Genomic DNA, 12957 nt, shown 5'->3' with positions numbered 1-12957 from the left:
CGCGGCTGATCACCGTCGGACTCGGCGTCGGCGGCCACGTGCTCGGACCCCTCGCCGTCACCGCCCCGCACGGGCACGGACGCCGGTGCGTCCTCCGCGCCGACGGCCCCGTCGCTGTCCCCGGCGGGAGCGGGCACACGGACTTCTCCGCCTGGCCCCCGCCGGGGAGCGGACGGCTGCAGCGCCGTTCCCCCTGTCGTACGGAAGAGTTCGTCGGCCCCCGGCAGACTCACTCGGCGGGACACCGGGCGAGCACCTCCCTGGCGAGCTGACGGTAGGCGGCGGCACCGACGGAGTTGGAGGCGTACGTGGTGATCGGCTCACCGGCGACCGTGGTCTCCGGGAAGCGGACCGTGCGCCCGATGACCGTGTGGTAGACGTGCTCGTCGAACGCCTCGACGACACGCGCGAGGACCTCACGGCTGTGCACGGTGCGCGAGTCGTACATCGTGGCGAGGATGCCGTCGAGCTCCAGGTCGGGGTTGAGCCGCTCCTGGACCTTCTCGATGGTCTCCGTCAGCAGCGCGACACCGCGCAGGGCGAAGAACTCGCACTCCAGTGGCACTATCACCTTGTGTGCGGCCGTCAGGGCGTTCACGGTGAGCAGGCCGAGCGAGGGCTGGCAGTCGATCACGATGTAGTCGTAGTCGGCCAGCAGCGGCTTGAGCGCCCGCTGCAGCGTGGACTCGCGCGCGACCTCGGAGACCAGCTGGACCTCTGCCGCCGACAGGTCGATGTTGCTCGGCAGCAGATCCATGTTGGGGACCGCGGTCTTCAGCAGGACCTCGTCGGCCGACATGCCCCGCTCCATGAGCAGGTTGTAGACCGTGAGGTCGAGCTCCATCGGGTTCACCCCGAGGCCGACCGAGAGGGCGCCCTGCGGGTCGAAGTCGACGAGCAGGACCCGGCGGCCGTACTCCGCGAGCGCGGCACCCAGGTTGATGGTCGACGTCGTCTTGCCGACGCCACCCTTCTGGTTGCACATCGCGATGATCTTCGCGGGGCCGTGGTCGGTCAGCGGGCCCGGGATCGGGAAGTACGGCAGCGGGCGACCGGTCGGACCGATGCGCTCGCGGCGCTGGCGGGCCGCGTCGGGCGCGAGCGTGGCCGCGTACTCCGGATCGGGTTCGTACTCGGCGTCGGGGTCGTAGAAGTGCCCGTCGGGCAGCTCGTCGTAGTCGGCGAAGTGGTTGTGGACCCCGCCACTTCCGTCGCCGGCCATGGCGTTCACGTGTAGGCCATCCATGCTCTGGAGTGCTGTCGGAGTTGCCTGCGGGCTCTGGTGGGCCGCGAAGGTGCGGACAGCGACCGAGCCGACAGCCGCGAACCCTGTGGGGCCCGAGACCGGCGCAGACATTCCTGGTTGACCACCCCCGGGAGTAAATGTCGACTCATTCACAAGTCGTCTTACCTCCTTGGTGACCAGGAAACTTCTAGATAGGTCAGCGTGGCACCATGCCGACAGCTGGCGACTCTATGGCGTGTCGGCGGTCCGCAGCAACACAATCCGCCGGACCCGGCCCGATGTGTCGGCAATGAAACATGCGGCTGTCAAGGGCGTAGGGCCGTCGCACGGCAGGTTTCACCGGTGCGCGAAACATCCGAACGGTTACGTTCGAGGCGAGTTGCGCGAGTGTCGCAAAGTGACCATACACACATCCGGCCGGACCTTGTCGGGCAAGATCCGGCCGGGAAGGTGCCGTTGACGACCTGTGTTGACGTATCGCCTTTTACCGAAAGGTGACTTGAAGCAGCCGGTCGGCGGCCGGTCTGCGGCTTTTCCGACGGCGGGTCAGCCGAGCAGCGACGCCAGCTCGACGTGCTCCAGACCGTGGGCCTCGGCGACCTCGCGGTAGACGACCCCTCCGTCATGGGTGTTGAGCCCCCTGGCCAGGGCGGGGTCACGGCGCAACGCCTCGGCCCAGCCGTGGTCGGCGAGTTCCACGATGTACGGCAGCGTGGCGTTGGTCAGCGCGTAGGTGGAGGTGTTGGGCACCGCGCCGGGCATGTTGGCCACGCAGTAGAAGACCGACCCGTGGACTGGGAACGTCGGCTCGGCGTGGGTGGTGGGCCGGGAGTCCTCGAAGCAGCCGCCCTGGTCGATCGCGATGTCGACAAGGACACTTCCCGGCTTCATCCGCGACACCAGCTCGTTGGTGACCAGCTTCGGGGCCTTGGCGCCCGGGATGAGGACGGCGCCGATGACGAGGTCGGCCTCCAGGCACGCCTTCTCCAGCTCGAAGGCGTTGGAGACGACGGTCTGGATCTTCGTGCCGAAGATCTTGTCGGCTTCCTTGAGCTTGTTGATGTCCTTGTCGAGCAGGGTCACGTGGAAGCCCATGCCGATGGCGATCTGGGCGGCGTTCCAGCCCGACACGCCGCCGCCGATGACGACGGCCCGGCCCGCCAGCACACCCGGTACTCCGCCGGGCAACACACCGCGGCCACCGTTGGCCCGCATCAGGTGGTAGGCGCCGACCTGCGGGGCGAGCCGGCCCGCGACCTCGGACATCGGAGCGAGCAGCGGCAGCGCGCGGCTGGGCAGTTCGACCGTTTCGTACGCGATCGCGGTGGTGCCCGACAGGACGAGGGCGTCCGTGCACTCCTTGGAGGCGGCCAGGTGCAGGTAGGTGAAGAGCGTCTGGTCCTTGCGGAGGCGGTGGTACTCCTCGGCGATGGGCTCCTTGACCTTGAGCAGCAGGTCGGCGGTGGCCCACACCTCGTCGGCCGTGGCCAGGATCTCGGCGCCGGCGGCGACGTACTCGACGTCCGGGATCGACGAGCCGACACCGGCGCCCTGCTCGATGACGACCTGGTGGCCGTGGCGCACCAGCTCGTGCACGCCGGCGGGGGTGATGGCCACCCGGAACTCGTTGTTCTTGACCTCGCGGGGGATGCCGACCTTCACGTCGATCACGGTCCTTGGCTCGGAGGGGTGGGGGCTCGCACCCACAGCGGCACATGCCCGCACAATGCAGGGCATACCCGTGTGTATCGGAGCGCACCGGGAGACACCGCAGGAGAACCGGCGGCGTAGCCAGTCTAATGAAGGTCTCCCCGCTGTCTAGCCTTTCAAAGCATCAATCTTTTGCGGATGCACTACGGATTTCGCAGGCGTTAGCGTCCTGTTCCGGCTCGATCTCATGGGTTTCGGTGTCCAGGGCCTCGTCGTCCAGCAGCCGCTCGGCGGCCTGCCGGTGCAGCCGGGCCGCCGCCGGGTCGCCGAGCCGCTCCAGGGTGTCGGCGATCCGGAGCTGGATCGCGGCCTGCAGGCGGGTGTCGTCGGCGCGCTGCGCCCACTGAGCCGCCTCCTGGCAGGTCTGCAGCGCCTCCTCGGGCCGCCCCGCGTACTCCTGGACGCGTGCCATCTCGCTCAACGCCCTTGCCTGGCCGCCCACATCGCCGAGCCTGCGGTGGCCGGTGAGCGCCGAACTCCAGTTGCGCAGCGCTTCCCCGTAGCGGCCCGCGTAGGTGTGCGCGGCGGCGATCCGGCCGTACAGCCGGGCGGCGTCCTGGCGCTCGTCGCGGGCGAGCCGCTGGGCGAGCGCCCTGCCGTACCAGTCGGCGGCCCGGTCGTAGTCCTCCAGCTCCTGATGGGCACCGCCTACGGATTCCATCGCGCGGCCGGTCGCGTACGGGTCGTTAGCCCGCCGTCCGGCGTCGAGCGCGGCCCGGTAGCGGGCCAGCGCGGCCTTCGTACGGCCGGTACGGGCGTCCAGGTCGCCGAGGTTCAGCAGCGCCGCCGCCTGCTCCCGGGGCAGGTCGCGGCGCTCGGCGACATCGAGGACGAGCCCGTGGATGCCGTACAGGTCGGGTGCCGCGGCCTGGGTGCCGAAGTGCGCCACCATGGCCCGGACCAGCTGGGACATCAGCCGCCGGGCAAGGGTGTCCAGCTCCCCGTCGGCGACCGCGAGCCGGGCGGCGGCCAGCAGCGCGGGCCGGCGGACGCACAGCCACTCCTCGGCGGCCCTGGGGGTGGGGAACCGCAGCGCCTTGGGCATCGCGAGGAGCTTCTCGCGGGCCAGCGGGCTGTCGGTCTCGGTGATGGCCCGGCAGGACTGCAGCAGCCGTACCGTCCGCTCCAGCATCCGCGCGCGGGCGAGCTGCAGCTCGCCCGGCCGCTCCTGGCTCTCGGCGAGGGACCACAGCAGCGGCTGCAGGCAGCCGGGGACCTCGTACTGCGGCAGCCCCGCATCGGGCTGGTGCAGGAACCCGAGGGCCACGAAGTCGTCCAGCGTGGTGCGGGCCGCGCCGACCGAGCAGCCGGCGAGCCCGGAGGCGATGTGCGGGTCGACCAGGCCCGCCGGGGCGAGCGCGAGGAGGCGCAGTATCCGGGCGGCTGAGGTCGGCAGCGAGGCGTACGCCAGCTTGAGGACCCTGGCCAGCGGCGGACTGTCGTCGTTCTCCGCGCGCAGCTGTTTGGCCAGGTCGGAGACGGCGGCGGCGGGCCTGGCGGCCAGCCAGCCCCCGGCGAGCCGCAGCGCGGCGGGCTGGGACCCGCACACCTCGGCGAGCCCCTCGGCCGAGCGGGGGTCCACGGTGATGCGCACCGAGCCGCTGAAGCGTTCCAGCAGCTCCACGGCGGACTTGGTGTCCAATCCGCCCAGCGTGCACGGGCGGACGTCGGAGATGCCCGTCAGCGGCCCCTCGGAGACCGCCACGACCAGGGAGTCGGGGGTGTCCGGCAGCAGCGCGTCGACCTGTTCGGCGTCGGCCGCGTCGTCCAGCAGGACCACCACCCGGCGGTCGGCCAGCGCCGCCCGCAGCGCCTCACTGAGGTCGTCCTCGTCGGCACCGGCCGGCGCCGGCAGCCCGAGTTCGCCGAGCAGGTGCCGCGCCGCCCGCTCGACCGGCACCCGGGTGCCGTCGGGTTCGGTGAGCCGGGCCCGCAGCACACCATCGGGGTAACCGTCGGTAACCTGCCGTACGAGTTCCTCGGCCAGCGCGGTGCGGCCGAAGCCGGGCCGGCCGGCGATGAGCAGCACGCGCGCGTGGGGCGCCTTCCGGCCCGCGAGGGTGTTGAGCCCGGCCCGGCCGATGTCGGCCCGCAGTTCCTTCAACTCTCTTGTCCGGCCGAGGAACTGACTGTCCGTAAGGGCGGCCTCGGCAGCCGGGGGCCGCCCTGCTCCGGACACCCGGGCACCCCCGACGTCGACCGCCTGATCCGCCACGGGCCACTCTCCCGTCCCACCGCACGAGCAAGCCCGCCGGGACTCCGGTTCGGGCGTTTCCCGAGCCTAGTTCACGCTCTGCGACGATCTGGGCGGAGCAGGGCGGCAAGGTCGCTCGATCGGATCAGCAGATCGTACGACTGGTGGTGTGCGGTTGCCGTGAAAGCGGGTTCAGGACTCGAACGGCCGAGCGGGCCACGGTGCCTCGGCCGCGCGCAGCGACTCCACAACGCCCTCGCTCCTCGCCGCCACCAGCGAAAGCACCCCCACCACCAGGCAGTTGTTGTGCAGTTCCCCGGCGAGAACCCCGCGCACCACCTCGGCCAGGGGCACCCGGGCCAACTCCATGTCGGCCTCCTCGTCCTCCACCTCGAACCGCTGCCCCTCGGCCTCCGACAGGTCCTGGGCCAGGAAGATCCGTACGGCCTCGTCGCAGCCGCCGGGCGTGGTGTAGACGTCGGTCAGCACCCGCCACTCCTCGGCCTTGACGTGCGCCTCCTCGTACAGCTCGCGCTGGGCGGCGTGCAGGGGGTTCTCGCCGGGCACGTCGAGCAGTCCGGCGGGGATCTCCCACAGCTTCTCGCGGACGGGGTGGCGGTACTGCCGGACGACCAGGACCCGGTCCTGGTCGTCGACGGCGAGGACGGCGACGGAGCCGGGGTGGACCTGGTAGTCGCGGCGGACGACCGAACCGTCGGGCATGACCACCTCGTCGGTGCGCACGGAGGTCTTGTTGCCGACGAACGGCGTCTCGCTCGCCCGGACCTCCCACTCCTCGGCGGTGTCCTTGATCGTCATGTCGACTCGTCCTCCCACACGTACAGCAACGAAACCGGGGCACACATCCCGAAAGACGCGCACCCCGGTCACCGTACAGCTCTTGTGCCGCCCGGTTTTACTTACCGGTCTTGCGCTCCACCGCGGCCTTCACCAGCCCCGCGAAGAGCGGGTGCGGGCGGGTCGGGCGGGAGCGCAGCTCGGGGTGCGCCTGGGTCGCGACCAGGTACGGGTGGACCTCACGCGGGTACTCGACGTACTCGACGAGCTTGCCGTCGGGCGAGGTTCCCGTGAACTGCAGGCCGGCCTTCTTCTCCAGTTCCCCGCGGTAGGCGTTGTTCACCTCGTAGCGGTGGCGGTGGCGCTCCTCGACGTACTCCTTGCCGTCGTACACCTCGCGCACGATCGAGCCCTCGGCGAGCTTGGCCGGGTACATGCCCAGGCGCATCGTTCCGCCCATGTCGCCCTCACCGGCGACGATGTCGAGCTGCTCGGCCATGGTGGAGATGACCGGGTGCGCGGTGGCGGAGTCGAACTCGGTGGAGTTGGCGTCCGGGATGTCGGCCAGGTTGCGCGCGGCCTCGATCACGATGCACTGCAGGCCGAGACAGAGGCCGAGCAGCGGGATCTTGTTCTCGCGGGCGTAGCGGATGGCGCCGACCTTGCCGGAGACACCTCGGTCGCCGAAACCGCCGGGGATGCAGATGGCGTCGACGTCGGCGAGCTGGGCCGCGGCACCGGCCGGGGTCTTGCAGTCGTCCGAGGTGACCCACTTGATCTTCACGCGGGCCTTGTTGGCGAAGCCGCCCGCGCGCAGGGCCTCGGTGACCGAGAGGTAGGCGTCGGGCAGGTCGATGTACTTGCCGACGAGCGCGAGGTTGATCTCGTGGAGCGGGTTGTGGACGCGGTCGAGCAGGTCGTCCCAGGTCGTCCAGTCCACGTCGCGGAACGCCAGGTCCAGTTTGCGGACGACGTAGGCGTCCAGGCCCTCGCCGTGCACGGTCTTCGGGATGTCGTAGATCGAGCGGGCGTCGGGACACGCGACCACGGCGGCCTCGTCGACGTCGCACATAAGGGAGATCTTGCGCTTGATCGCGGCGGGCACCTCACGGTCACAGCGCAGCACGATCGCATCTGGCTGAATGCCGATGTTGCGCAGAGCCGCAACCGAGTGCTGGGTCGGCTTCGTCTTCAGCTCTCCCGACGGACCGATGTACGGCAGGAGCGAGATGTGGACGACGAAGACGTTGTCACGGCCGACCTCGTGACGGACCTGGCGGACGGTCTCCAGGAACGGCAGCGACTCGATGTCGCCGACGGTGCCGCCGACCTCGGTGATGACGACGTCGACCTCGTCGGAGGCCATGCGCCGGATGCGGTGCTTGATCTCGTTGGTGATGTGCGGGATGACCTGCACGGTGTCGCCCAGGTACTCGCCGCGCCGTTCCTTGGCGATGACCGTGTTGTAGACCTGGCCGGTGGTGACGTTGGCCGAGCCGTCCAGGTCGCGGTCGAGGAAGCGCTCGTAGTGGCCGATGTCCAGGTCGGTCTCGGCGCCGTCGTTGGTGACGAACACCTCACCGTGCTGGAAGGGGTTCATCGTGCCGGGGTCGACGTTCAGGTAGGGGTCGAGCTTCTGCATCACGACGCGCAGCCCGCGGGCCTTGAGCAGCATGCCGAGGCTGGAGGCGGTCAGACCCTTGCCGAGCGACGAGGCGACACCCCCGGTGACGAAGATGTGCTTGGTCGTCGTGTTTCGAAAAGCAGCGGGCGGCATGGCCAAGAGGGGGCTCCCGTGGTCGCGGTTCGGTGTGCGGGTCGGCCGCCGCCCGATCTCATCCGTCGGGGGTGCCTTCGCTGCGGTTCGGGGGTCCCTGTTGCGTCGGGGCGCCCACCGGTCCACGGGCTACCAGGGTATCAGCGACAGGACACGATCGCTTCCGGCCACGCTCCGCGCACGGGTCGACACGGACACGTACGACGGTCGGCGAATCGCGGTCGGCCTTCACCCCTGGCTCACCCGTTCGGCCCACTCGCGTTGCCTGGAGCGGCACGCGGAGCCCTCCGGTGCGTCGTATCCTCTTCGGACACTCGCTGCCGAGCGCGGCCGGCGCGACGGCACCACCCCCGCCCGTCTCCGGTAATCATGAGAGCTTGTCAGTCCGTTGAGCAACGACCGCCTCATTTGCGTTGAGGATCGTTGAGCGACATCGCATGACACCGTCCCTTGGATCACTCTGGAAACATGGTTCCTTTGTCGTTCCCTTGGGTCCCCTGACCGCACACCGCACAGCGACCGCCCCTCGGGGGGCGACGACGTGGCCGTTCGACTGGAGTTGCACGTGGCCGGGCGCATCGAAGACTACGCACTCATCGGAGACATGCAGACCGCAGCGCTGGTCTGCCGGGACGGCACGGTCGATTGGCTGTGCCTGCCCCGCTTCGACTCCCACGCCGTCTTCGCGGGACTGCTCGGTACCGAGGAACACGGATTCTGGAGACTGGGCCCCGCGCACGCCTCGGACGCCGAGCCGCCGACGGCCTCCCGCCGCCGGTACCGAGGCGACTCGCTGATCCTGGAATCCGAGTGGGACACCCCACGCGGCACGGTCCGTGTGACGGATTTCATGCCGCCGCGTGACGGTGCCCCGCAGCTGATCCGGATCGTGGAGGGCGTCAGCGGCCGGGTGCCGATGCGCTCGGCGCTGCGCATGCGGTTCTCGTACGGCCGTGTGGTGCCCTGGGTGCACAAGCACGAGGGGCGCACGGTGGCCGTCGCCGGGCCGGACTCGGTGTGGTTCGACACCGAGTGCGAGACGTACGGCAAGGCGCTGACCACGTACGCCGACTTCACGGTGACGCCCGGCGACCGGATCGCGTTCACGATCTCCTGGGAGCCCTCGCACAAGCAGCCCCCGCCGCTGCCGGAGCCCGAGCCGTCGCTGCGGGCCACCGAGGAGTTCTGGCACGACTGGGTGGAGCAGTGCACGTACCACGGCCCCTACCGCGAGGCCGTGATCCGCTCACTGATCACGCTGAAGGCCCTGACGTACGCCCCCACCGGCGGCATCGTCGCCGCGCCGACCACCTCCCTCCCGGAGCACATCGGCGGCGTCCGCAACTGGGACTACCGCTACACCTGGCTGCGCGACGCGGCCATCACCCTCTCCTCGCTGCTGCGCACCGGCTACCGCGACGAGGCCCGCGCCTGGCGCGAGTGGCTGCTCAGGGCCGTCGCCGGCGACCCCGAGAACCTGCAGATCATGTACGGCATCGCCGGTGAGCGGGAGCTGGGCGAGGCCGAGCTGGAGTGGCTGCCCGGGTACGAGAACTCGGGCCCGGTCCGGGTCGGCAACGGCGCCGCGCACCAGCTCCAGCTGGACGTGTACGGCGAGGTCACCGAGGCCCTGCACCTGGCCCATATGACGGGCCTGGCCCGCAACGACTACGCCTCCCTCCTCCAGCTGAAGCTGATCCGCTACCTGGAGGACCACTGGGACGAGCCGGACGAGGGCATCTGGGAGGTGCGCGGTCCGCGCCGCCACTTCGTGCACTCCAAGGTCATGGCCTGGGTCGCCGTGGACCGCACGATCAAGCTCATCGAGTCGGGCGACGCGGACGGCCCGCTGGAGAAGTGGCGCGAGCTGCGCGACGACATCCACCGGGACGTGTGTGAGAAGGGTTACGACAAGGAGCGCAACACCTTCACACAGTCGTACGGCTCGAAGGAGCTGGACGCCTCGCTGCTGCTGATCCCGCAGATGGGCTTCCTGCCACCGGACGACAAGCGGGTCATCGGCACGATCGAGGCGATCCAGCGCGAGCTGTCGACCACGGACGGCTTCATCCTGCGCTACCCGACCTCCGGCGAGGACGAGGGCGTGGACGGGCTGCCGGGCGACGAGGGAGCGTTCCTCGCCTGCTCGTTCTGGATGGCCGACGACCTGGCGATGATCGGCCGCGTGGACGAGGCCCGCAAGCTCTTCGAGAAGCTGCTCTCCCTCCGTAACGACCTGGGTCTCCTCGCCGAGGAGTGGGACCCGGTGCTCAAGCGCCAGGTCGGCAACTTCCCGCAGGCGTTCAGCCATGTGCCGCTCATCGACACGGCCCTGCGGCTGACCGCCTCGGGGGCGTACGGCGGCTGAGTGCGCCGTCCGGTCCGGCGCGCACGGCGGCGGACCGGGGTGTGGGCAGGCGCGCGCGGCAAGCGCTTGCGCCTTCCTGCAGCAGGCCGTGCCGGCTGTCCCGGCTGCGGGCAATCGTGCCGCTGAGGGGGAGGGTCGGCGCAGCGGCACCTCGTAACCGCCGAGCCGCGGAACCTGTCCCCGGCCGACCCCGGCTCCGGGTGCTCGGACGCGCGACGGGGAGCCGCTCACCAGGACCGATCCGTCGCCCCCGCATAGCCTGGGAAGAGACCTGTCCCCTGACCGAAAGGGGGCGGCTGACCATGGCTCCCCTCTCGAAGGCGCGCGCTGCCCTCACCGCGCTGCGCGAGGATCTGTCCGGCGACGTGTTCGCGCCGGGGGATCCTGGGTACGACGACGCCCGCACGGTCTTCAACGCCATGATCGACCGACGTCCGGCCGTGATCGCGCAGTGCGCGGAGGAGACCGATGTCGTCCGTTCCGTGCGTTTCGCCCGCGATCTGGACCTGAAGATCGCGGTGCGCGGCGGCGGCCACAGTGTGGCCGGAATGGCGCTGAACGACAACGGCCTCGTCATCGACCTGCGCCGGATGCACGGCGTCACGGTCCACCCCGGGTCCATGAGCGTCCGGGTCGAGGGCGGGGCCACCATGAGCCATCTCGACCGCGCCACCGGACCCCACCGACTGGCGACCACGGGCGGCCGGGCGTCGACCACGGGCGTGGGCGGCTTCGTCCTCGGCGGCGGCAGCGGCTGGCTGGACCGCACCTTCGGCCTCGCCGTCGACAACCTGCTCGGTGCCGAACTGGTGACCGCCGACGGCCACACGGTCCGCGCGAGCGCCGAGGAGAACCCGGACCTGTTCTGGGCGCTGCACGGCGGCGGCGGGAACTTCGGCGTGGCCACCGCACTCACCCTCCGGCTGCACGAACTGCCCGCGTTCGCCATCGCCCTGCTGCTCTACCTCCCGGAACACGGCCCCGAGGTGCTGCGCGTGTACCGCGAGGTCATCGAGAACGGCCCACCGGAGGCGAGCGGCGGTGTCCTCTATCTGACCGGCCCACCCGAGGAGTTCGTGCCCGAGCATCTGGTGGGCAGGCTCGCGTGCGGTGTCCTGCTGACGTACGCGGGCACCGAGGAGGACATGCGCAAGGTCGCCCAGCCGCTGCTGGCGCTGCCGCACGAGGCCGAGGTGGTCGGCGCGATGCCGTACGCGGACGTGCAGTGCATGATCGACGACCCGCCGGGCATGCGGAACTACTGGTCGGCGGAGTATCTGACCGGTCTGCCGGACGAGTTGGTGGACCTCTTCGCCACCCGTGCCTGGACGATGCCCGTGCCGACCGGCACCCAGCACGTTCTCTTCCCGCTGGGTGGCGCGATCGCCGACGGCCCCGATCACTACCCCGTGCCGTACCGGAACTCCCCGTGGGTCGTGCACCCCTTCGGCGTCTGGGAGGACCCCGCGGACGACGAGCGGTGCGTGCGGTGGGTACGCGACGTCCGCGCCGACGTGCGGCCGTGGAGCACCGGCGCGGTCTATCTCAACTTCGTCGGCGACGAGGGCGCCGACCGGGTGGTGGCCGGTCTCGGCGTCGACAACTACCGCCGGCTGACCGCGGTGAAGACCCGGTACGACCCCGACAACGTCTTCCGCTTCAACCACAACATCCCGCCGGCCTGACGAGCGGGTACCGTCCGCTCCATGGACACCCGTGACACCCGCGCACCAGGTGGCGGCAGCGAGGCGCAGGGCGGTATCACCGTGCGGCGGGCGCTGGAGCTGCCCGGACTGCGCGGCGGGCTGCCCGAGATCCTGGCCGGCGCCGACCGGCTGCACCGGACCGTGCGCTGGGTGCACGCGGGCGAGGTCCCGAACATCGCCTCGCTCCTCAAGGGCGGCGAACTGCTGCTGACCACCGGGTACGGGCTCGGCACCCGTCCCGCCGACCAGCGCGCGTTCGTCAGGACCCTCGCCGAGCGCGGTATCTCGGCCCTCGTGATCGAACTGGGCCCGCGCTTCACCCGGCTCCCGGCCGCCCTCGTCGAGACGGCGCGCTCGGCCGGTCTGCCCCTCGTCCAACTGCACCGCGAGGTGGCCTTCGTGACGGTCACCGAGGAGATCCACACCGAGATCGTCAACGGCCACTACGCGCTCCTCCAGCAGGCCGAGGAGGTCCACCGCCGCTGCACCGAGGCCCTGCTCGGCGGGGGCGGGATCCCCCAGGTCCTCGACATCCTGGCCGGCTTCAGCGGCAACCCGGTCTTCCTGGAGACCGCCGACGGGCAGCTCCTGTACGCCGCCGGGACCGGCCCCGCGGAGACCGATCCGCTCCAGGTGTGGGAGGGGCTGCGCGACCGGCAGCAGGACGCGCCTCCGGCCGGGACGGCCATCGTCGACGTACCGGGAGGCGGCCCCGGAGCAGGCTCGGTAAGGGCCCGGCTGGTCCTCCTCCCCGTCGTCGCCCCCCTGGCCCCGGTGCACCGGATGGCCGCCGAGCGCGCGGCCGGCGTCCTCGCCGTCGTCCTGATGCAGGCCCGACAGGAGGAGGAACTGGCGGCGCGCGGACGCGGCGACTTCCTCACCGACCTCGCCGAGGGCCGCGTCAAGGCCCAGGACGCCCCCGCACAGGCCCGCGTCCTCGGCTTCAAGCCGGGCGGCGGCCCCCTGCTCCCCGTCGTCATGCGGCTCGCCGACGGCCTCTCCCCCGAGGGGGGAGGCTGGGCCGTCCTCGCCCGCGCGGTGGCCGAGGAGCTGGCCTCCGTGGGCGTGCCCGTCCTGCTCGGCGTACGCCCGGTCGAGGGCCGTGTCCCGCTGCTGCTGGGCCTGCGCGCGGAGTCGGAGCGCCCGGCGGTCGCCGAC

The 12957-nt window shown here is 70.9% G+C and carries 8 protein-coding genes and 1 pseudogene; 3 read left to right on the top strand and 6 right to left on the bottom strand.

Annotated features, from left to right (window positions below; all coding sequences use genetic code 11):
* The 6 genes and pseudogenes from AWZ10_RS53815 to AWZ10_RS22455 all read right to left on the bottom strand — a co-directional run.
* A pseudogene (locus tag AWZ10_RS53815) lies at positions 1–245 on the bottom strand (hypothetical protein); the annotation flags it as partial.
* Positions 230–1357: a ParA family protein gene (locus tag AWZ10_RS22475; protein WP_078935111.1), complete on the bottom strand. Its 1128-nt coding sequence runs from the start codon at positions 1355–1357 to the stop codon at positions 230–232. The pseudogene AWZ10_RS53815 and the gene AWZ10_RS22475, both read right to left, overlap by 16 nt.
* Positions 1358–1792: 435 nt before the next feature.
* Positions 1793–2917 carry an alanine dehydrogenase gene (gene ald / locus AWZ10_RS22470; protein WP_046702650.1) on the bottom strand — a complete coding sequence of 375 codons (1125 nt, stop codon included), beginning with the start codon at positions 2915–2917 and terminating at the stop codon, positions 1793–1795.
* 163 nt (positions 2918–3080) lie between these two features.
* Positions 3081–5171, bottom strand: a complete 2091-nt coding sequence (locus AWZ10_RS22465) for a tetratricopeptide repeat protein (protein WP_060891902.1) — start codon at positions 5169–5171, stop codon at positions 3081–3083.
* A gap of 171 nt (positions 5172–5342) precedes the next feature.
* The gene (locus AWZ10_RS22460) at positions 5343–5969 is read right to left on the bottom strand and encodes an NUDIX domain-containing protein (RefSeq protein ID WP_046702648.1); all 627 of its coding nucleotides are present in this window, start codon (positions 5967–5969) and stop codon (positions 5343–5345) included.
* A gap of 97 nt (positions 5970–6066) precedes the next feature.
* Entirely contained in the window at positions 6067–7725 is a 1659-nt protein-coding gene (locus tag AWZ10_RS22455; RefSeq protein WP_037702172.1) for a CTP synthase, read from the bottom strand.
* Positions 7726–8290: 565 nt separating this feature from the next.
* Between AWZ10_RS22455 and AWZ10_RS22450 the strand changes: the two genes are divergently transcribed.
* The 3 genes from AWZ10_RS22450 to AWZ10_RS22440 form a co-directional block, all read left to right on the top strand.
* The gene (locus AWZ10_RS22450) at positions 8291–10093 is read left to right on the top strand and encodes a glycoside hydrolase family 15 protein (protein ID WP_046702647.1); all 1803 of its coding nucleotides are present in this window, start codon (positions 8291–8293) and stop codon (positions 10091–10093) included.
* A gap of 302 nt (positions 10094–10395) precedes the next feature.
* Positions 10396–11778: an FAD-binding oxidoreductase gene (locus AWZ10_RS22445; RefSeq protein WP_060891901.1), complete on the top strand. Its 1383-nt coding sequence runs from the start codon at positions 10396–10398 to the stop codon at positions 11776–11778.
* A gap of 21 nt (positions 11779–11799) precedes the next feature.
* Positions 11800–12957 (top strand): PucR family transcriptional regulator ligand-binding domain-containing protein (locus AWZ10_RS22440; RefSeq protein ID WP_060891900.1); only part of this gene is annotated, 1158 nt, incomplete at its 3' end.

It is taken from the genome of Streptomyces europaeiscabiei (assembly GCF_001550375.1).
GTDB classification, from domain to species: Bacteria; Actinomycetota; Actinomycetes; order Streptomycetales; family Streptomycetaceae; genus Streptomyces; species Streptomyces europaeiscabiei.
The sequence above is the reverse complement of the archived record's forward strand: the minus strand, read 5'-3'. Positions and strand labels throughout refer to the sequence as shown.